Here is a 20,305-nt window from a genome sequence, read left to right as displayed (position 1 = left end):
CTTCATGCGTTGCAGGTCGCGTTGGGCGCAGCCACGGAGAAACCCGCTCTGGCGGCGCGCCCTTCTCACAGGTCGAGGTCGTACTCGATGGTGATGGGGGCGTGGTCGCTGAACTTCTCGCCCTTGTAGATCGCCTCCGAGCGCGCCAGCGCCGCCAGCGCCGGGGTGGCGAGGTGGTAGTCCAGCCGCCACCCCACGTTGTTGGCGTAGGCCTGGCCCCGGTTGCTCCACCACGTGTAGCAGGTGTCGGTGGTGTCGGGCTGCAGGCGGCGGTACACGTCGACGATGCCGCCGTCGTTCAGCAGCCGGGTCATCCAGGCGCGCTCTTCGGGCAGGAAGCCGCTGTTCTTCTGGTTGCTGCGCCAGTTCTTCAGGTCGGCGTTCTGGTGGGCGATGTTCACGTCGCTGCAGACGATGAAGTCGCGCTGGCCCTTGAGCGCCATCAGGTGCGGGTAGATCAGTTCCAGAAAGCGGTATTTGGCTTCCTGCCGCTCCGGGCCGGAGGAACCGCTGGGAAAGTACACGCTGATGATGGAACGCTTGGCACGGGGGGTGTCGAAACGCAGCTCCACATAGCGGCCTTCGGCATCGAACTCGCCGCGATCGAACCCGATCACCACGTCGCTCGGTTCGTGGCGGGTGTACACCGCCACGCCGGAATAGCCCTTTTTCTCGGCGAAATGGAAATGCCCCTTGAGGCCCGCGATCGCTTCGAAGCGCCCGCTCACATCGGGCGCCTGGGCCTTGACTTCCTGCACGCAAATACAATCGGGCGAGTGCCCGGCGAGCCAGGCCTCCAGCCCCTTGGTGCTGGCGGAGCGGATGCCGTTGAGGTTGAGGCTGGTCAGTTTGAACAAGGAATTCCCCATGGTGTTGGAAACGGGCCCGGCGGCGGCCGGTGTCGAAAGCAGCGCGCTGGCGCAGGATTTCGTGCAGTTCTGCGTGGACTCGGGCGTGTTGCGCTTTGGCGAGTTCAAGACCAAAGCCGGGCGGCTCTCGCCCTACTTCTTCAACGCCGGCCTGTTCGACGACGGCGCCAAGCTCGGTCGGCTCGCGCAATTCTATGCAAAAGCCCTGCTCGACAGCGGCATCGAATTCGACATGATTTTCGGCCCGGCCTACAAAGGCATTCCGCTGGGCGCGGCGGTCGCCATCGAGCTCGCGCGGCTCGGGCGCAACGTGCCCTTCGCCTACAACCGCAAGGAAGCGAAAGACCACGGCGAAGGGGGTTCGCTGGTGGGCGCGCCGCTTCGGGGCCGGGTGCTGATCGTGGACGACGTGATGAGCGCCGGCACCGCCGCGCGCGAGTCGATCGCGCTGATCCAGGCGGCCGGGGCCACGCCCCACGCGGTGGTGATCGCGCTGGACCGCCAGGAAAAAGCCACCGAAGCCGGCCCGGACGGCACCGTGCGTGACGTGGACCACAGTGCGGTGCAATACGTGCAACAGCAGCTCGGCCTGCAGGTCTGCGCCATTGCGAGGCTGGCCGATTTGCTGCAGTATCTGGCCACACACACCGGTGGGGGGCTTGGGGCTCATCACGAGCGCGTGCTGGCCTACCGCCAGCGCTACGGTGTGGCTTGAGGACGACGTGCTTTCCCTACCCGGCTCCCCTTTTCATTGCCGACGCCTGATCCGCACCGGTCTGCCCATGCTGGCCGGTGTGGTGGTGTCGATGGGTGCCCTGGCGCAGCAGACCCGGCCCAGCGAGATCTACACCTGTGTCGACGGCAAGGGCCGGCGCATCACCTCGGACCGCCCCATCGTCGAGTGCCTGGACCGTGAACAGCGTGAGCTGGACGGCACCGGCCTGGTGCGGCGCGTGGTGCCACCGAGCTACACCGCCGAAGAACGGGCCCAGATGGCCGCCCAACGCAAGGCCGAAGACGAACAACGCGCGCGCGTGGCCGAAGAAAGACGCCGCGACCGCGCCCTGGTGATCCGCTTTCCCAACCAGGCCCTGCACGACAAGGCGCGCGCCGAGGCACTGGCCCAGATCGACGAGGTCGTGGACGCGGTGCACAAACGCGAACAGGCGCTGGAACAACAGCGCAAAGACATCCGCGCCGAGCTGGAGTTCTACCAGAGCGATCCGAGCAAGGCGCCCCTCGCGCTGCAGCGCAAGGTCGAAGACAACGCGCAGCAGATGCAGGTGCAGAAACGTTTCCTGGAAGAACAGACCCAGGAGAAGAAGCGCATCAACGCGCGTTTCGACGAAGAGCTGGCCAAACTGCGCCAGCTCTGGGGCGGCAACGCCGCGGCCAGCAACGCCGCGGTGCCGCAGCGCTGACGCAGCGCGCGCCAGCGCTGCCGGCTTATTGCAGCTTCTGACGCAGCAGGTCGTTGACCTGCTGCGGGTTGGCCTTGCCCTTGCTGGCTTTCATGACCTGCCCGACCAGCGCGTTGAACGCCTTGTCCTTGCCGGCGCGGAACTGGGCCACGTTGTCGGCGTTGGCGGCCATCACCTCGTCGATGATCTTTTCCAGCGCGCCGGAGTCGTTCATCTGTTTGAGGCCTTTGGCCTCGATGACAGCGTCGATGTCGCTGCCCTCGCCGCTCCACAGCGCGTCCATCACCTGCTTGGCGGCGTTGTTCGACACCGTGCCGTCGGCGATGCGGCCGATCAGCGCAGCCAGCTGCTTGGCGTTCACCGGCACCTCGGCCATGTCGCGCTCTTCGGCATTGAGCCGGCGCGACACCTCGCCCATGATCCAGTTGCTCACCAGCTTGGCCTGACCACAGGCCTTGGCCGCGGTCTCGAAGTAGGTGGCCATGGCCGGGCTCTGCGTCAACGTGGTGGCGTCGTACTCGGGCAGGCCGTATTCGGCCACCAGGCGTTCGGCCATGGCGCGTGGCAGCTCGGGCATGCCGGCCTTCACCTGCTCCACCCAGTCGCGCGCGATCACCAGCGGCGGCAAATCCGGGTCGGGAAAGTAGCGGTAGTCGGCCGCGTCTTCCTTGGTGCGCATGGCACGGGTCTCGCCGGTGTCCGGGTCGAATAACACGGTGGCCTGCTGGATCGCATGGCCATCCTCGATCTGCTCGATCTGCCAGCGGATCTCGTAGTCGATCGCCTGCTGCATGAACTTGAAGCTGTTCAGGTTCTTGATCTCGCGGCGCGTGCCCAGCGGCGCGCCGGGCTTGCGCACCGAGACGTTGGCGTCGCAGCGGAAGCTGCCTTCCTGCATGTTGCCGTCGCAGATGCCGATCCAGGTCACGATCTTGTGCAGCTCTTTCGCGTAGGCCACGGCCTCGGCGCTGGAGCGCATGTCGGGCTCGGTCACGATCTCGAGCAGCGGCGTGCCGGCGCGGTTCAGGTCGATGCCGCTCATGCCGTGGAACTCTTCGTGCAGGCTCTTGCCGGCGTCTTCTTCCAGGTGCGCGCGCACCAGGCGCACGGTCTTCTTCTCGTCACCGAGGAAGAAGCTCACCTCGCCGCCCTGCACCACCGGGATCTCGAACTGGCTGATCTGGTAGCCCTTGGGTAGGTCGGGGTAGAAGTAGTTCTTGCGTGCGAACACGCTCTGCTCGGCGATGTGCGAACCCAGCGCCAGGCCCAGGCGGATGGCGTGTTCCACCGCGCCGCGGTTCATCACCGGCAGCGTGCCCGGCAAGGCCAGGTCCACCGCGCAGGCCTGCGTGTTGGGTTCGGCACCAAACGCCGTGGGCGCGCGGCTGAAGATCTTGCTGTTCGTGGCCAGCTGGGCGTGGGTCTCGAAGCCGATCACGACCTCGTAGCCCTGCACCAGCAGGGAAGCTTGCTTTTTGTCGCTCATGTTCAGAAGCCCTCCGGCGTCTTGGTGTGCCAGTCCGTCGCGCGCTGGAATGCATCGGCGGCTTGCAGCAACTCGCCTTCCTTGAAATAGTTGCCCACCAGTTGCAGCCCCACCGGCAGGTTGGCCGCGCCGAAGCCGGCCGGCACGCTCATGCCGGGCAGGCCGGCCAGCGAGGTGGACAGGGTGTAGATGTCGGCCAGGTAGTTGGCGACCGGGTCGTCGCTCTTCTCGCCGATCTTCCAGGCCACGGTGGGTGCCACGGGGCCGGCGATCACGTCGCACTGGGTGAAGGCCTGCTGGAAGTCCTGCGCGATCAGGCGGCGGATCTGCTGCGCCTTCAGGTAGTAGGCGTCGTAGTAGCCGTGGCTCAGCACGTAGGTGCCGATCATGATGCGGCGCTGCACCTCGGGCCCGAAGCCTTCGCTGCGCGACTTCTTGTACATGTCGGTCAGGTCGCCGTACTGTGCGGCGCGGTGCCCGAATTTCACGCCGTCGAATCGGCTCAAGTTCGAGCTGGCCTCGGCCGGCGCAATGATGTAGTAGACCGGGATGGAGAGCTCGGTGCGCGGCAGCGAAATGTCCACCAGCGTGGCACCCAGCTTTTCATATTCGGCCAACGCGGCGCGCACGGCGGCCAGCACGTCGGGCGCGCAGCCTTCACCAAAAAACTCCTTGGGCAGGCCGATGCGCAGGCCCTTGAGCGGCATCGCAGCCGAAGCGCCCTCTCGCGGCGCCCCCAGCAGGCGCGTGTAGTCCTCGGCCGGGTGGTCCAGGCTGGTGGAGTCGCGGTCGATGTCGGGGCCGGCCATGGCCGTCAGCAGCGTGGCGCAGTCGGCGGCGCTGCGCGCCATCGGGCCGGCCTGGTCGAGGCTGGAGGCAAAGGCCACCATGCCGTAGCGCGAGCAGCGGCCGTAGGTGGGCTTGATGCCGGTGATGCCAGTGAAGCTGGCGGGCTGGCGGATCGAGCCGCCGGTGTCGGTGCCGGTGGCGGCGGGCACCAGGCGCGCGGCCACGGCGGCGGCCGAGCCGCCGGAGGAGCCACCGGGCACGCGGGCCGTGTCCCAGGGGTTGTGCACCGGCGCGTAGGCCGAGTTGTCGTTGCCCGAACCCATGGCGAACTCGTCGCAGTTGAGCTTGCCCAGGGTCACGGCGCCAGCGGTGGCCAGGTTGGCGACCACGGTGGCGTCGAACGGGCTCTGGTAACCGGCCAGCATCTTGCTGCCGGCGGTGGTGGGGAATCCATGGGTGACAAAGATGTCCTTGTGCGCCAGCGGCACGCCGAGTAGCGGGCCACGCTCGCCGGCGGCCACGCGGGCGTCGGCGGCCCTGGCCTGCGCGAGCGTCAGGTCTTCGTTGAAGGCGAGGTAGGCGCCCAGGCCGGCGTGCTGCTGTGCACGCGCCAGCAGGTGCTGGGCGGCTTCGACGCTGGAGGTCTTCTTGTGGCGAATAGCGTCGGCCAGTTCGGCCACGCCCATCTGATGGATATCGGGCTGGCTCATTCGATCACCTTGGGCACGAGGAACAGACCGCGCTCGACGGCGGGTGCGCTCTTCTGGTTGGCTTCGCGGTTGTTGGGTTCGCTGGCCACGTCGGGGCGCAGGCGCAGGCTCACGTGGTCGATCACAGCCGTGGGATGGGCCAACGGCTCCACGCCGGTGGTGTCGACCGCGTTCATCTGTTCGACGATGTCGAAAAAGCCGTTGAGCTGGCTGAGCATGCGCTCGCTCTGCGGGTCGGACAGCTCCAGGCGCGCCAGGTTGGCGATGCGCCCGATGTCGGACAGGGTCAGGGACATGGCTGGACTCGGTTCCGGTGAAAGAAAAAAGAAGCCCGCTCAACCGTGCCCAAAGGGCGCCGAAACGGGGTGTAAAGTGAAGATTTGCCCCCTGGATGCGCGCAGTTATGCACAGGGGATGCGGTATTATCCAAGGTTTAACGGCAATTCCTGCTCCGAAACGGTTTTTGTCGCTGAATCAAAGACTTAACACCCGACCTCCCCGTTTAGACACCAGGCGATGGCCGCACGAAGCTGCTGCCATGCCCCACAGGATTTTTGCACCATGTTTGAAGCCTTTCGTCGGCAGTTTTCGACCGACCTCGCCATTGACCTCGGCACCGCCAACACCCTGATTTATGTCCGTGGCAAAGGCATCGTGCTCGACGAGCCGTCGGTGGTTTCGATCCGCCACGAAGGCGGGCCCCAGGGCAAAAAAACCATCCAGGCGGTCGGCCACGAAGCCAAGGCCATGCTGGGCAAGGTGCCCGGCAACATCGAGGCCATCCGCCCGATGAAGGACGGCGTGATCGCCGACTTCACCGTCACCGAGCAGATGCTCAAGCAGTTCATCAAGATGGTGCACCCGCGCTCGATGTTCAAGCCAAGCCCGCGCATCATCATCTGTGTGCCCTGCGGCTCGACCCAGGTCGAGCGCCGCGCCATCCGCGAGTCGGCCCTGGGCGCGGGCGCTTCTGAGGTCTACCTGATCGAAGAACCCATGGCCGCGGCCATCGGTGCCGGCCTGCCGGTGTCCGATGCTTCGGGCTCCATGGTGGTGGACATCGGCGGCGGCACGACCGAAGTCGGCGTCATCAGCCTGGGCGGCATGGTCTACAAGGGCAGCGTGCGCGTGGGCGGCGACCGTTTCGACGACGCCATCATTGCCTACATCCGCCGCAACTACGGCATGCTGATCGGTGAGCCCACCGCCGAAGCGATCAAGAAGAACATCGGCTCGGCCTTCCCCGGCTCCGAAGTCAAGGAAATGGAAGTCAAAGGCCGCAACCTCTCCGAGGGCGTGCCGCGCAGCTTCACCATTTCCAGCAACGAGATCCTCGAAGCCCTGACCGACCCGCTGAACAACATCGTCTCGGCCGTCAAGATGGCGCTGGAACACACGCCGCCCGAGCTGGGTGCCGACATCGCCGAGCGCGGCATGATGCTCACCGGCGGCGGCGCGCTGCTGCGCGACCTGGACCGCCTGCTGGCCGAAGAAACCGGCCTGCCGGTGCTGGTGGCCGAAGAGCCGCTGACCTGCGTGGTGCGCGGCTGCGGCATGGCCCTGGAGCGCATGGAGCGCCTGGGCACCATCTTCACCAGCGAATAAGCCCCCGCGCCGGCTTCCGGCCTGACCACCCCACCCGCGAGCCTTCCCCGACATGCCACTGGGCACCCTGGACCGCACACCGCCCCCCTTTTTCAAGCAGGGGCCGTCGGCCATGTCCAAGCTCATGGTGTTCAGCGCGGTCGCGCTGTTCCTGATGGTGGCCGACATGCGCTTCCGGCTCGCGGCGCCGGTGCGCGCGGCCATGGCGACCGCCCTCTACCCGGTGCAGTGGCTGGTGCTGCAACCGGTGCAGGCGGTGGGCACGGCCGGGGGGTATCTCACGTCCCTGCACCGGGCGCAACAAAACGAAAGCGAAGCACTCCAGCGGCTGGCGGCCCAGGCCGGCAACGCGTTGCAGCTGGAGCAGCTCCAGCTCGAAAATCAGCGCCTGCGCGAGCTGCTGGCCATGCGCGAACGCCTCAGCGCGCAGGCCACCGGCGCCCAGGTGCTGTACGACGCGGCCGACCCGTACTCGCGCAAGGTCGTGATCGACCGTGGCCAGACCCATGGCATCGAGGCCGGCTCACCGGTGATCGACGAAAGCGGCGTGCTGGGCCAGGTCACGCGCGTCTACCCGCTGCTGTCCGAGGTCACGCTGCTGACCGACCGGGATCAGGCCATCCCGGTGCTCAACACGCGCACCAGCGTGCGTGACGTGGCGTTCGGCCAGCCTTCTTCCGACGGCGATGGCCTGGAGCTGCGCTACACCCTGGCCAGCGCCGACATCGAGGCGGGCGACCTGCTGACCACCAGTGGCGTGGACGGGGTGTACCCGCCGGGCCTGCCGGTGGCGCGGGTGGCGCGGGTGGAAAAGCGCGCCGAGTCGTCCTTCGCCCGGGTCGTGTGCACGCCGCTGGCCCGCACGCAAGGCACGCTGCATGTGCTGGTGCTGTCGCCGCTGGCGCACACGCTGCCTCCCGCGCCGCCCCCGCAGGAGCCGGCCGGCCGGCCGCGCCGTGGCGGGCCGCTCGACTCGCCCGGCGGCAGGAGCGCAGCGCCATGATCATGCGCCCTGGTCAGCAGTTGCTGCTGCCCGCCAACCCGGCTTTCATCTGGTTCAGCCTGCTCGGCGCCCTGATGCTCAACATGCTGATGAACATCGGCCTGTGGGGGCGCGCGGCCTGGACGCCCGATCTGCTGGTCGTGGCCCTGGTGTTCTGGAGCGTGCACCAGCCCCTGCGCATCGGAGTGGGCGTGGCGTTTGCCTTTGGCCTGGCCATGGATGTGCACCAGGGCGCCCTGCTCGGCCAGCACGCGCTGGCCTACACCGTGATGGGCTATTTCGCCATCTTCATGCACCGGCGCCTGCTGTGGTTCGGGGTGCCGACGCAGGCGGTGCAGGTGCTGCCGCTGTTCCTTTGCGCGCAAGTGCTGGTGCTGCTGGTGCGCATGGCTTCGGGTGGCACGTTTCCGGGCTGGCCGGTTTTCCTGGCCCCGTTCATCGAAGCCGCGCTCTGGCCCGTGGCCAGCGTGCTGTTGCTCGCGCCGCAGCGGCGCGCGCCGAACCCCGACGACAACCGACCTCTATGAACACCCCCCGCGCCGCCTTCGGCGTCACCCCCCTGGCGGGGGGGCGATGCGAGTGGCCCGTCCTGAGCCTGTCGAAGGGCGGTTCCACCGCATCCAGGGCAAGACATCCCGCGCCGGACCGTCCATCCTGCGCCCGTGGCCGGGCCGGGCAAACGGCATGACCGAGATCCGCAACGTCGAGGCCGACCTGGCGCAGTTCCGCACCCGGGTGCTGGTGGCGGGATTGGCGGTGGTGTTCGCCTTCGGGCTGGTGGCCGCGCGCATGGTCTACCTGCAGGTGACGCGCCACGACGATCTGCTGGCCCAGGCCGAGAGCAACCGCACGGCGGTGCTGCCGGTGGTGCCCAACCGGGGCCAGATCCTGGACCGCCATGGCCGCGTGCTGGCCACCAACTACTCGGCCTACACCCTGGAGATCACCCCGTCCCTGGTGGACGATCTGGACGCCACCATCGAGGCCTTGTCCGGGTTGGTGGAGATCCAGCCGCGCGACAAGCGGCGCTTTCGCAAGCTGCTGGAAGAGTCGAGACAGTTCGACTCGCTGCCCATCCGCACCCGGCTGAGCGACGAGGAGGTGGCCCGTTTCACGGTGCAGCGCTACCGCTTCCCCGGCGTGGAGGTGCGTGCGCGGCTGCTGCGCCAGTACCCGAACGGCGAGGTGGCCAGCCACGTGATCGGCTACATCGGGCGCATCAACCAGCGGGAAAAGGAGTCCATCGAGGACTGGCCCGAGGACGAGCAGGCCAACTACCGCGGCACCGAGCACATCGGCAAGCTGGGCGCCGAGCAGAGCTACGAGCGCGAGCTGCACGGCGTCACGGGCTTCGAGCGCGTGGAAACCTCGGCTGGGGGGCGCGCCGTGCGCTCACTGGCCAACATCCCCGCCACCCCGGGCAACACCCTGGTGCTGTCGATCGACATCCAGCTGCAAAAACTGGTCGAGGACATGTTCGGCGAGCGCCGGGGCGCGCTGGTGGCGATCGATCCGCGCAATGGCGAGGTGCTCGCCTTCGTGAGCAAACCCACTTTCGACCCCAACCTGTTCGTCGAAGGCATCGACACCGACAACTGGAAGCTGCTCAACGAGTCGCTGGAAAAGCCCCTGCTCAACCGCGCGCTGCGGGGCACCTACCCGCCGGGCTCGACCTACAAGCCCTTCATGGCGCTGGCCGCGCTGGAAACCGGCAAGCGCAGCGCCGAAACCGTGATCAACGACCCGGGCTACTGGATGTTCGGCAACCACCGCTTCCGCAGCCACGGCGACGGCGGCCTGGGCGCGGTGGACATGTACCGCAGCATCGTGAAGTCCAGCAACGTCTACTACTACTCGCTGGCCAACGAGATGGGTGTGGACGCCATGCACGACTTCATGGAGCCGCTGGGCTTTGGCCAGATCACCGGGCTGGACCTGCGCGGCGAAGTGCGCGGCGTGCTGCCCAGCCAGGCCTGGAAACGCGCCACCTACAAGCGGCCCGAACACCAGCGCTGGTACGCGGGCGAAACCATCTCGTTGGGCATCGGGCAGGGCTACAACAACTTCACCATGCTGCAGCTCGCCCACGCCATGGCCACCCTGGCCAACGGCGGCACCAAGCACACGCCCCACGTGGCGCTGGCGATCGAAAACGTGTTGACGCGCGAGCGCAGCCTGCTGCCGGCCCAGGAGACCGTCAACCTGGGTTACAAGCCCGAGAACGTGCGCACCGTGCTGCGCGCCATGCAGGGCGTGACCATCGAAGGCACCTCCACGCGCGTGTTCGCCGGCGCCGGCTACGCCAGCGGCGGCAAGACCGGCACCGCCCAGGCCGTGACCATCGGGCAGAAAGACCGCTACGACGCGCGCAAGCTCGAAGAACACCAGCGCGACCACGCGCTCTACATCGCCTTCGCCCCGGTGGACAACCCCCGCGTGGCGATCGCCGCGGTGGTGGAAAACGCCGGTTTCGGCGCCGCCCACGCCGCGCCCATCGCGCGGCGCGTGTTCGACTACCTGCTGCTCGACCAGTACCCCAACCCGCAGGATCTGGCGGCGGTGCAACGCGGCGAGGCCAGCGCCCCCATCGGCACGCCGCTCAAGGCCAGCGCGATGCCGTGGCCGCCTGCGCCATTGGCGTCACCCGCCACGGCCCCATAACGGCCCGCTCGCCTGGCCCGGGCGAGAGGGGTGTGGGTGGCGGCCCGGTGCCCGCTTCCGGCTCAAAATAGCAACAAAAAGTATTCTCTTCGCCGATCTCACCATCGGCTGGGATACGATCCTGCCCGGCGTCGCATGACGTCGCACAGCCGCTGCACGACGGTTTCGATGCAGGGTTGCAGGGAGGAAAACGATGAAACGACCAAGCATGGGCGCGTGTCTGCGGGCGCTCGGCCCAGTGGCGCACGCTGCGGGCCCATGGGGCTGCGGCCGCCCCGTCGCACGGACAGCGGGCGACGCGGATCGCCCCACAGCGCCCCTTGGCGCTGATCTTCAGCACATGGCGCCCTCCCCGCCCATACCCGTCCAGAAACCCGGATGCGCACGCCGGTGATGGCGCGCGTCGGCACCCTGCTCTTTCGAACATCACCACCCATCCACACAACTTCAGGAGGACTCACCATGGATCACCCAACCACCCGGACACCCCACCACCATCCCATCCACCGGCGGCAATGGGCGCGCCTGGCGCTCGCCGGCGCAGCGGCACTGGCGCTGAGCGCCTGTGGCGGGGGCAGTGGCGGAGACGACGGGGGGTCTTCGAGCAACCTGCGCGAGGCCTTTGACAAGCTGGAGCCGGGCATGCTGAAGGAAGACGTGATCGCGTTGGTGGGGTTTGCGCCATATAGCGGAAACACCGCCTCCAGCGGCGGTCTCTTGCGCTGGCAAGCCGGCTCGGAGTTGCTCGACGTTAGCTTTCATGTGCAGCAAGGTGACACGGTTGCCGTCATCACTTCCGCATATTGGGACAACCGCGCCAGTTCAGAGACGCGGCTCTTTGTTTGAAGGGGAACCTCATGTTGAAAACTCTGCTGCCCCTTTTGGCGCTGGTGGTGACTTCATCGGCATCGGCACAGTGGGCCGTCTATGACGATGCGGTCAAGAAGGAGCTCATCAAGATCAACAAGGTCGCATCCATCGGCGACAAGAAGCTTTCCGAGTTCGACAAACAGGCGATCCTGAGCGAAAAGTTCGAGACCAAGGCACCCACCGACCCCACCAAGTACATCGGCACCGTCGCCGACTGCGGCGACCCGAAGCTCAACGCCAACCACCACAACGCCTGCCTGGGGCTTCGCAACCTGCGCCTCAAGACCCTGGAACAGACCGAGGCCATCCTCGTCAAGATCGACGCACGGCGCACCGAGATCAAGAAGCTGATCTCCGATGCCAAAGATGCCAAGGACGAAGCTGGTGTGCTCCAGCGCTACGAGTTCGAACTGCAGGGCCTGCAGGCCCACATGCAGAACGACGCCATGCAACTCGAGGCCTTGCGCGACGGCTACCAGCAGCGCGAGAAGATGTACGAGATGCAGATGGCCGAGGCGCGCCGGGCCACCGATACCCGCCCGCCCAATGCCGCAGTGAGTTTCGGGGCGGTGCCCTTCGTCAAGCCCCCCAAAAGCTGGTGAGGGTACGGCCCGGCCGCTTCCACCAGATTCTCATACACAACAACATCAGGTGAGGTGATTCCATGACTTGTGGCGATGCCGCTGTTCCGGGTTTTTTGCTGGCGGCGCTGGGCCTGCTGGACCCCAAGTACGTCAAGATGATCGACGACGCTGTGTTCATGTGCAGCATCCGCGAGTACCTGATCGACGACATGTTGATCGGCACCTACCGCGAGCTGGTCGCGTCCCGGCTGGGTACGGCCCTGGCGTATCTTTCAACGGCCATCATGACGGTCTGGGTGATGGTCCAGGGGTTCACGCTGATTTCCGGCACGAACCGCCAGCCCGTGCTGGCACTGGCTTTCAAGACGGGCAAGATGGTGTTCATCCTGTCGCTGGTGACCCTGTTGTCCACCAAATCGCCCGTGATCGCCGACACGGTGCTCGATGTCCAGGGACTGATCACGGCGGCCATCGTGGGCGAAGGGAACGACGTCTATCAGATCATCGACTTCAACCTGGCCCTGGCGCAGGTGTTCAACGTGCTGGTGAACAGCCTGGTGGGCGGTCAGCAGGTGGGGGCCAATGGCAATGTGCTGACCTCCTTGTCCGGGATGATCGGCCAGAGCGGGCCGGCCATGCTGGTCTCGGTGCTGGCGATGATGGCGGAGATCTCGATCACGCTGGCCGTGATGCTGTCGCCGCTGTTCATCTTCTTCCTGCTGTTTCAGCAGACGGCCAGCATGTTCTGGTCGTGGGCGAAGTTCCTGCTGGGCACGATGGTGTCGCTGGCGGTGCTGGCCCTGCTCTCGGGCGTGCTGCTGAAGATGACGATGTTCTACGGCGGGTCGGTGCTGGCGGCCTTCTACATCAACGGCGCCCTGGGTGACGCGGGGTCGATCGATATGGCGAACAGCGCCTTGCGCATGAGCGCCATGGGCGTGTTGTCCAGCATGCTGGTGATGCTGATCCCACCGCTGATCATGCAGTTCTTCAACTCGGGGGCGTCGTTCGCGGCGGGTGCGATGGCGGGCGCCATGGGCGGCGGCAGCGCCATGGCGGCGCAGACCTCGCAAGGCGCTGGGCTGATGGGTGCGCTCGGTGGCATGCCGGGCGGGCAACCGGCCCTGGGGAATGGCACCCCAGGAAGCCGTGGCGACCACAACGAGGCCGCGGGCCAGGGCAACTTTGCCGCCCTCAACAACCAGGAACTGCTTGCGCGCTCCAGAAGCCTGGCGGGGCCCGACGCCGAGGCCGGCGGTGGAGCCCGTTCGGGGGCGATGTTGGGCCAGGGCTTGCGGGGTCTGGCGAACCAGCCCTCGGACCACACGACGCTGGCGGGGCTGCATCAACGGCAAAGCACGAACGAATTCCGCGGCGGCGCATCCGGCGGCCGGAGCGAGTCCAGCCGGGTTTCATCGGCGGACAGCATTGAAGATGCGGTGATCCGCGATCCGGCGCTCGGCAGCGGCGGGCATCTGGGCGTGCACGGAGGAGCCGGTGGCGCGAGGGCCCCGGCACCGGCACCGGTGGGGTCCACGGCGACCGCGGCTGCCCCTGTGGGCCATCCGTCAACGGCCAGCGGTCCAGCATCCACGACGCCCGTGCATGCCACGCCGGCAACCCTGGCCCGGAACGCGAATCAGGCGTCGCCGCAGCGACCGAACATCCGCCACGCGCCGAACGTGGAGACGGTGCGCCGACCCTGACGCAGCGCCTCCTGCGGCCCCACACGATGCAAGGGCCCCTCAGGCCCTTGCCCGCGTTTGGGCAGGCTCACATCGCGCGCAACTGCGGTTCGTGAACAGGCGTCTGCGCCCAACCCGCTTGCATCCCGTTGCGGGGCTCCAGGCTGGCCTGCTGGTCCAGCACGGCCAGCCGCGACAGCGATTCGGTGGCCGGCGTGTTGGCCGCTTGCCGGGCGTCGAGCACGCCGTCCTTGAGCAGGCCGTGCTCGTGCTGGCCAAACCGGATCTGGCCGTTGTTCACCCGCAGCAGGTTGATGCCGCTCAGGCCGTTTTCCCGCGCGCAGCAGGCCAGCGAGCACACGGTGTTGTCCAGGCCCCGGTCCCAGGGCAGGTGGTGGGTGGTGGCGAGTTGGCGCACTTCGCGCTGACTGTCGCTCAGCAGGGCCTGGGAAACCCGTGAGAGCTCCGGCCCGGCGGCCAGGGTCCGCTGCTCGGGGACGCCGGCTGCGGCTTGGCCTTCCAACGCCGGACCCTGGTCCACCGGGCCCGCAGCCCGCGGGCGGGTCACAGAGGGCGATGGCTGGGCCGACGGCGCATCGGCTTCGCGCTCGCGTCGGGCGGGTTCACCGGGAGGCAGTGGGCCACGCAGGGCGTCCACGGCATCCAGGGCGTTGCCCACGGGCCCTCGACCGACGGCGGTGATGACGCCGCGCATGCCCTGCACATCGCGCCGGTACTCGCCGATGCGCGTGGCGTTGTCCTGCGCGCGCTGCACGGTGGCCGGGTCCTCCAGCACGGAGCGGTCGGGCCGGCCGTGGGCATCCACGCTGGCGAAGTGGTGCATCTTGTGGCTGTCGGCCATGGCAATGGCGGCGGCCGTGGTGGTGGGCGGGGTGAATCCGGTGGCCAACTGGATGGGACCGCGGCCACGCAGGGGGTCGCTCCAGTGGGTCTTGTTGTCGTAGCCATGGGCGTCCAGGGTCTGGATCTCCTGGGGCGTGGCGTGAACCTTGACCTGGCCGTAGTGGGCGCTGGCGGCGCTGACCAGATCGCCGGCCATGACGTGGTTGGTGACCGAGTGGCCCCCGGCCGGGATGCGCAGGCCCAGGCTGGTGGCGCCGTAGGCATTGAAGGTCTCTCCGCGCAGGTCGAAGTGGTGGGCTGTCACCTGGGCCAGCGTGCCGCCCAGGGAGTGGCCGGTGACGGTGACGGGAGGCGCAGAGCCACCTTCTCCATTGGATTTTTCTTGGGCTAGCTGCAGCGCCTTTTGGGTCAACGCGATCGCGTCGGTCGCCTGCAAGTTAGAACGAGTGAGTACCATGCCACCGTCGGCGAACAGCCCGTCCTTGAGGGCCTCGCGATCAAACTCCGTCCCGCGGTGGGCGACGATGATTTCGTTGGTATCCACCCGCTGGTAGATGCTGCCCTGGTAGCCGGTACGCGGGTTGTCGTGGTGATCGAGGATCCTGTATTTGTGGCCACCTATCGTCGCGGGCCTCTCGCCCTTGAGCGTCACCGCTCGGCTGGCGTAAGAGTCCAGTGCCAAGTCGGCGTAGTCTTGACTGCTCATGCTCATGGCTGCACCTTTTTAGGCGTCAGCGTCATGGAGAAGAGGTTGTCGCGAGTCTCCGATGCAAACTGCTCCCGCGTGCTGTTACCCCAAGTCTTGAATCCATCGACCTTGCTTTGAGGGTAGTAGCCTTTCCAATAAAACAATTGCACTGACTGCTCTGCCAACAACTGTTCGGGAGACAGATCGGTGGCAAACAAGGTTTCTGCGGGTGATCCAGTAGCCATGACCCAAGGCCCCACACCCGTCAGCGTCCACTGGCACACCCCATTGCCGTAGTAGTCCTCGTCGAGCATGGCGTCGAGGTAGACCGTGGCGGCATAGCTGCCGTCGGGCCGCTCGGTGAAGGGCAGGACCACCGTGTGTTCCGGCTCCCCCCGCACACCGGCGAAGTCGTTGACGACGTAATTGCAGCCCTTGGCCTGGTACAGCGCGCTCCAGCCCATCTTCTTGAACGGCCCCGGCGCGTCCTGGATGGTCAGCACGATCTCGTAGCCCTGTTTGGGCGTGGGGTTGAGGCGGTAGAGGTGTTGTTGCGCGGACTTGTCGTTCTTGCCTGCGCCGGGACTCGCTGGGACAGCCGGTGTCATCGTTGGCTCCGTGGTGGGTTGGGGTTGGCAGCCCGTGGCCCACAGCGTCAGGCTCAGGCACAGGGCGAGTGGCAGTCGGTGTTTGAACAACAAGGGGAACCTCCTTTGAGAACTTTTGGACTCAGTCTACCTGTGTTCAGGAGCGGCACCCGGGAAGGCCTGCTTAAAACAACGCCAGTGGCCACGCAGCCCTCGTCCCCTTTCATGCCTTGGGGAGTGGCACCCGATGCTCAATTAGCATGACTTATGACATTGGCTTTCATGGTGAAGATCTTTATGATTAGGGTAAACCCTAGTCCCATACAGAAAGAAGCATCATGAACACCAACACCGAATCCCTGTGGTCCCGCGTGACCCGCACCATCCGCGACTTTTTCAACCGCGCCACCGCCGGCACGTCCGACGAGCTGGAGACTTACCTCAGCACGGCAACCAGCCTCACCCAGTTGGAAGACATGCAGCGCCGTTGGGACCAAGCCCACTGTGGGCACAACAGTTCTGGTGCTTACTGAGCGAGAAATGCCATGCTGAACTTCCTCAAATCCCTGTTCGACACCAAAACGCCCCGGTTTACCACCGGGGCCCGCGTCAACCGCTTCAACAAAGGCAGCATCGACCGCCTGGACGGCCGCGTCATGGCCCAGACCGATGAAGGCGTGCTGGTCGACTGGCCGCGCTACGGTTCGGGCTGGGAGCAGCCCCACATGCTCTGCCAGCAGGTCTGAAGCCCCCACCGCTTCGCGGCCCTACCTCATCCAGGCGTCGTAGCCGGTCTTCAGGATCAGCGCCGTCACCACCACGATGAAGGCCGCGCGCACGAAACCGCTGCCGTGCTTGAGCGCCAGCCGCGTGCCGAGCAGGCTGCCGACCACGTTGGCCACGGCCATCACCAGCGCGAAATGCCACCAGACGTGGCCCTTGGCCGCGAACAGGATCAGCGCCGCCAGGTTGGAGGTGGTGTTGAGCAGCTTGGCGCTGGCGCTGGCGTGCAGGAAGTCGTAGCCCAGCCAGCGCACGAACAGGAACACGAAAAAGCTGCCGGTGCCGGGGCCGAAGAAGCCATCGTAGAAACCGATGGTCGCGCCCAGCGTGGCTGCGGCAAAAGCCTCCTGGCGGCCGGTGAAGTGCGGCGTGTGGTGGCGGCCCAGGTCCTTGCGCGCCAGGGTGTAGGCCAGCACACCCAGCAGCACCAGCGGCAGCGCCCGGCGCAGGAAGTCGGGCGAGATCACCGTGACGGTCCAGGCGCCCAGCATGGAGCCCGCGAAACACACCAGCGCGGCGGGCCACAGCGCGCGCCAGGGCATCTGCACCCGCTGCGCGTACTGCAGCGTGGCCACCCCCGTGCCCCAGATCGACGCGCCCTTGTTGACGCCGAACAGCGTGGCCGGGTGGGTGTTGGGAAACACCGCGAACAGCGCCGGGACGAGGATCAGGCCACCGCCGCCGACGATCGAGTCAACAAAACCGGCGAACAGCGAAGCAATAGAAACGAGCAGCAATTCCATGCAAGGATTGTCACCCCCCTGCGCCGCTGCGCGGCTTCCCCCCAGGGGGACCACGCCCTTGGACCGGCGGAGCCGGATCTTCGGCGTGTGCTGGGTTCGGACACGTGCTCCGGTGAAGGGTTGGCTGCTGCCGTACGGCGTTCAGCGTCACTGCGCCTGGGGCAGCTCCAGCACGAACTCGGCCCCACCGCCCTCGGCGTTGCGCGCGCTCAGTCGCCCGCCGTGTTGCTCGACGATGCCGTAGCTGATGGACAGGCCCAGGCCCGTGCCCTTGCCGACCGGTTTGGTGGTGAAGAAGGGATCGAAGATGCGCAGCAGGTGTTCGGGCGGAATGCCCGGTCCGTTGTCGCGCACGCACACCCGCACCGGGTCCGCGCCACCGACCAGGCTCACCCAGACGCAGGGCGACACCACCCCGGGGCCGCCCACGGCATCGAACGCGTTCTGCAGCAGGTTCATCATCACCTGCTGCAACTGGCCCGCGCTGCCCATCACGGTACAGGGCGCGCCCGCCTGCCAGCGCACGTCCACCGGCGTCGGCCGGCCCTTCTGCACCCAGTGGATCGCGCGCTCGATCACTTCGACCAGGTTCACCGGCACACGCTCTTCCGAGTCCATCGCCGAAAAACGCTTGAGGCCGTGCACGATGTCGGCGGTGCGCTGCGCGCCCTCGAGCGTGCCTTCGATCAGCGAGGGCAAGTCGCTCATCAGGTGTTCGATGCGCAGCTTCTGCCGCAGCGCCTGCAGCACCGGCTCGGGCTCGTGCGCGTGCAGCGCGGCCATGTAGGTCTGCAGACGGTCGCAGTACTTGCGCAGCGCGTGCACGTTGCCGAGCACGAAGCTGATCGGGTTGTTGAGCTCGTGCGCCACGCCGGCCACCAGTTGGCCGAGCGAGGCCATTTTTTCCGAATGCAGCAGCTGCTGCTGGGTGCGCTTCAGGGCCTCGTGCGCGGCGCGCATCTCGTGGTACGCGCGCTTGAGCTCGGCCGTGGGCCGGCCCACCCACACGGTGCCCACGCGCCGGCCGTTGCCGCCGATGCGCGGCGTGCAGTTCGCGTCCACCGAGATCGCCTGGCCCTGCTGATCGAGCAGGTTGAGCTCGATCGCCTCGCCCGCGCGCGGCGCGTCGGCTTTCTCCATCGCCGCGCGCGCCGCGCCCACGCTGGCGTCATCGGCCAGCAGCTCGTAGAGCCGCGTGCCGCGCAACCGCTCCTCGGAGCGGCCCACCAGCTCACACAGCGCGGCGTTGGCCTGCTCGATCAGGCCGCCCTCGTCGCACACCACCAGCACGTCCGACATGGAGGTCAGCACGCTGAAGATGAACTGCTGCGACTGCTCCAGCTCTGTGTTCTTCTTCTCCAGCTCCACCTCGTCGTCGATCAGCCGCGTGTAGACCTCGTCCATCTTCTGGATCACGTCCAGCCAGGTGGACTCGTCCACACCCTCCATCGGCACGGTGGGCAAGGGGCTGGGAGAACGGGGCTTGCTCATGTCAGTGCACCGTGCAGACCATGCAGGGGTCGAAGGAGCGCACGATGTGCTGCACCGCGACCGGCGTCTGCTCACCCTCGCGCACCGGCGCATCCACCAGCGCCTGCTCCAGCGCACCGGGGGTGCCGGCGGCGTCGCGTGGGGAGAAATTCCAGCTCGTGGGCGCGACGATCTGGTAGTTGGCGATGCGCCCGCGCCGCACCACCAGCCAGTGACCCAGGCTGCCGCGCGCGGCCTCGCTCAGGCCCACGCCACTGCCCTCGTCGGGCAGGGTCGTCGGCACGCAGAAGGCTTCGGTCGGGCGGATCGCCTGCAGCCAGTCTTCCATCATCGGCACCACACGCGCGAGCTCGATCAGCCGCGCCAGCACCCGCGTGTAGACCGTGCCACCGTGGCGCGCCACCGCGTCGCGCACCAAGGGCATGCCGCTGGTGAGCTGGCGGGCGATGGCGCCGGTCTCGACCACTTGGCCCCCCAGGCGCGGCGCCTTGTTCCAGGTGTAGGCACCGGGCTTGTCGGGTTCGGGCCGGGTGATGCCGTGCAGCGGGTGCAGCGGCTCGCGCGCGTGGGCCAGCCAGGCGTGGGTGGCGTCTTCGGTGATGACGCGCGGGTTCAGCACTTCGACCTCGCCGGTCTGCGTGCGCCACACACCGCCGGGCAAGGCCCAGCCACCCCCGGGCTGGGCGTAGGCGCCGTAGCTCAGGTAGCGGCCCGGGCCAGGGCCCAGCGTGTCGAGCTGCAGGTCGCGCACGAGCGTGAGGAAGAAGCGCAGGTCGCCGCCCAGCGGGTCCTGCGCGTGCCAGTCCCAGAGCGCGGCCTCGGTCTCCAGCGCGGCCACCGTTTCGAGCGGCGCCGCGAACAGCTGGCGCTCCAGGAAGCCGCGGAACTCGCGCACCTTGGCCAGCAGGCGCACGCGCTCGGCCGCATCGATGGCGCGGGTGGAGCCCCCCGGTTCGACCGATTGCGTGTGCGGCCACTTGCCGCCCAGCGTGCCCAGCAGCGTGAGCCAGCGCTGGCGCGCCGCGGTGGCCGCGCGCACCTGTTCACCATGGTCGGGCGCGAAGCGGCGCACCGCTTCGGCGTGCCAGGGGTGGGCGGCGTAGACCGGGCGGGCGAAGTCCGGCATGAAGAACAAATAGAAGTGCGTCAGGTGGTCGGCCAGGTTTTCGGTCGCCAGGATCAGGTTGGTCGCGTGCTGTCCGTTGGCCGGCATCGCGATGCCGCCCAGATCGGCCAGCGCACGCGCCGACGCCACCGACTGCGACACCGAGCAGATGCCGCAGATGCGCGGCACATAGACCAGCGCGTCGTGCGGCGCCTTGCCCTGCAGGATCTGCTCAAAGCCGCGGTACATGGTCGCGTTGACCTGGGCCGAGGTGACGCGGCCGTCGGCGATGTCGAGCGAGACTTCAAGATCGCCTTCGACGCGGTTGAAGGGGCCGACCAGCAAGCGGCTCATGAACGGC

At 67.3% G+C, this 20,305-nt stretch carries 20 protein-coding genes; 11 read left to right on the top strand and 9 right to left on the bottom strand.

Annotation, left to right across the window (positions count from 1 at the left end):
• Positions 1-65: 65 nt before the first annotated feature.
• A complete protein-coding gene (locus KIH07_RS05145; protein ID WP_226490951.1) occupies positions 66-857 on the bottom strand; it encodes an exodeoxyribonuclease III in 792 nt (263 codons plus the stop codon).
• A 10-nt stretch (positions 858-867) separates the two neighbouring features.
• On the opposite strand from KIH07_RS05145, the gene pyrE reads away from it, so the two are divergent.
• Together pyrE and KIH07_RS05135 are read left to right on the top strand one after the other, a co-directional pair.
• Positions 868-1,584, top strand: a complete 717-nt coding sequence (gene pyrE / locus KIH07_RS05140; protein WP_226490950.1) for an orotate phosphoribosyltransferase — start codon at positions 868-870, stop codon at positions 1,582-1,584.
• A 7-nt stretch (positions 1,585-1,591) separates the two neighbouring features.
• Entirely contained in the window at positions 1,592-2,290 is a 699-nt protein-coding gene (locus KIH07_RS05135; RefSeq protein ID WP_226490949.1) for a DUF4124 domain-containing protein, read from the top strand.
• 25 nt (positions 2,291-2,315) lie between these two features.
• Here KIH07_RS05135 and gatB read toward each other — a convergent pair whose 3' ends face one another.
• The 3 genes from gatB to gatC are packed head-to-tail and all read right to left on the bottom strand — an operon-like array spanning position 2,316 to position 5,571.
• Positions 2,316-3,776, bottom strand: a complete 1,461-nt coding sequence (gene gatB / locus KIH07_RS05130) for an Asp-tRNA(Asn)/Glu-tRNA(Gln) amidotransferase subunit GatB (RefSeq protein ID WP_226490948.1) — start codon at positions 3,774-3,776, stop codon at positions 2,316-2,318.
• A gap of 2 nt (positions 3,777-3,778) precedes the next feature.
• On the bottom strand, positions 3,779-5,275 hold the full coding sequence (gene gatA, locus KIH07_RS05125) for an Asp-tRNA(Asn)/Glu-tRNA(Gln) amidotransferase subunit GatA (RefSeq protein WP_226490947.1): 1,497 nt from the start codon (positions 5,273-5,275) through the stop codon (positions 3,779-3,781).
• Entirely contained in the window at positions 5,272-5,571 is a 300-nt protein-coding gene (gene gatC / locus KIH07_RS05120) for an Asp-tRNA(Asn)/Glu-tRNA(Gln) amidotransferase subunit GatC (protein WP_226490946.1), read from the bottom strand. The genes gatA and gatC overlap by 4 nt, the downstream gene beginning before the upstream one ends.
• 265 nt (positions 5,572-5,836) lie before the next feature.
• Here gatC and KIH07_RS05115 point away from each other — a divergent pair, with 265 nt between their 5' ends.
• The 7 genes from KIH07_RS05115 to KIH07_RS05085 all read left to right on the top strand — a co-directional run bounded on the left by KIH07_RS05115 (position 5,837) and on the right by KIH07_RS05085 (position 13,704).
• Positions 5,837-6,880 (top strand): rod shape-determining protein, encoded by a 1,044-nt coding sequence (locus tag KIH07_RS05115; protein WP_068169816.1) that lies wholly within the window; start codon positions 5,837-5,839, stop codon positions 6,878-6,880.
• Positions 6,881-6,932: 52 nt separating this feature from the next.
• Entirely contained in the window at positions 6,933-7,883 is a 951-nt protein-coding gene (gene mreC, locus KIH07_RS05110; protein WP_226490945.1) for a rod shape-determining protein MreC, read from the top strand.
• On the top strand, positions 7,880-8,410 hold the full coding sequence (gene mreD, locus KIH07_RS05105; protein WP_226490944.1) for a rod shape-determining protein MreD: 531 nt from the start codon (positions 7,880-7,882) through the stop codon (positions 8,408-8,410). The genes mreC and mreD overlap by 4 nt, the downstream gene beginning before the upstream one ends.
• 157 nt (positions 8,411-8,567) lie before the next feature.
• Positions 8,568-10,544 (top strand): penicillin-binding protein 2, encoded by a 1,977-nt coding sequence (mrdA, locus tag KIH07_RS05100; RefSeq protein ID WP_226490943.1) that lies wholly within the window; start codon positions 8,568-8,570, stop codon positions 10,542-10,544.
• Positions 10,545-11,006: 462 nt separating this feature from the next.
• Positions 11,007-11,390, top strand: coding sequence for a hypothetical protein (locus KIH07_RS05095; protein ID WP_226490942.1), 384 nt, complete (start codon positions 11,007-11,009; stop codon positions 11,388-11,390).
• An 11-nt stretch (positions 11,391-11,401) separates the two neighbouring features.
• Entirely contained in the window at positions 11,402-12,016 is a 615-nt protein-coding gene (locus tag KIH07_RS05090) for a type IV secretion system protein (protein WP_226490941.1), read from the top strand.
• Positions 12,017-12,078: 62 nt separating this feature from the next.
• Positions 12,079-13,704: a type IV secretion system protein gene (locus KIH07_RS05085; RefSeq protein ID WP_226490940.1), complete on the top strand. Its 1,626-nt coding sequence runs from the start codon at positions 12,079-12,081 to the stop codon at positions 13,702-13,704.
• Between the two features lie 67 nt (positions 13,705-13,771).
• Here KIH07_RS05085 and KIH07_RS05080 read toward each other — a convergent pair whose 3' ends face one another.
• Positions 13,772-15,253, bottom strand: a complete 1,482-nt coding sequence (locus KIH07_RS05080; protein ID WP_226490939.1) for a hypothetical protein — start codon at positions 15,251-15,253, stop codon at positions 13,772-13,774.
• Positions 15,254-15,255: 2 nt separating this feature from the next.
• Complete coding sequence (locus tag KIH07_RS05075) at positions 15,256-15,936, bottom strand: hypothetical protein (protein ID WP_226490938.1); 681 nt, start codon at positions 15,934-15,936, stop codon at positions 15,256-15,258.
• A 224-nt stretch (positions 15,937-16,160) separates the two neighbouring features.
• On the opposite strand from KIH07_RS05075, the gene KIH07_RS05070 reads away from it, so the two are divergent.
• Together KIH07_RS05070 and KIH07_RS05065 are read left to right on the top strand one after the other, a co-directional pair.
• Complete coding sequence (locus KIH07_RS05070) at positions 16,161-16,355, top strand: hypothetical protein (RefSeq protein ID WP_226490937.1); 195 nt, start codon at positions 16,161-16,163, stop codon at positions 16,353-16,355.
• Between the two features lie 12 nt (positions 16,356-16,367).
• The gene (locus KIH07_RS05065; protein WP_226490936.1) at positions 16,368-16,568 is read left to right on the top strand and encodes a hypothetical protein; all 201 of its coding nucleotides are present in this window, start codon (positions 16,368-16,370) and stop codon (positions 16,566-16,568) included.
• A 21-nt stretch (positions 16,569-16,589) separates the two neighbouring features.
• Here KIH07_RS05065 and KIH07_RS05060 read toward each other — a convergent pair whose 3' ends face one another.
• The 3 genes from KIH07_RS05060 to KIH07_RS05050 all read right to left on the bottom strand — a co-directional run bounded on the left by KIH07_RS05060 (position 16,590) and on the right by KIH07_RS05050 (position 20,298).
• Positions 16,590-17,348 carry a sulfite exporter TauE/SafE family protein gene (locus tag KIH07_RS05060; protein WP_226490935.1) on the bottom strand — a complete coding sequence of 253 codons (759 nt, stop codon included), beginning with the start codon at positions 17,346-17,348 and terminating at the stop codon, positions 16,590-16,592.
• 147 nt (positions 17,349-17,495) lie between these two features.
• Positions 17,496-18,839: a sensor histidine kinase gene (locus tag KIH07_RS05055; RefSeq protein WP_226490934.1), complete on the bottom strand. Its 1,344-nt coding sequence runs from the start codon at positions 18,837-18,839 to the stop codon at positions 17,496-17,498.
• A gap of 1 nt (position 18,840) precedes the next feature.
• Positions 18,841-20,298 (bottom strand): nickel-dependent hydrogenase large subunit, encoded by a 1,458-nt coding sequence (locus KIH07_RS05050; protein WP_226490933.1) that lies wholly within the window; start codon positions 20,296-20,298, stop codon positions 18,841-18,843.
• Positions 20,299-20,305 lie beyond the last annotated feature (7 nt).

This window comes from Hydrogenophaga taeniospiralis (genome assembly GCF_020510445.1).
Taxonomy (GTDB): Bacteria; Pseudomonadota; Gammaproteobacteria; order Burkholderiales; family Burkholderiaceae_C; genus Hydrogenophaga.
The sequence above is the reverse complement of the archived record's forward strand: the minus strand, read 5'-3'. Positions and strand labels throughout refer to the sequence as shown.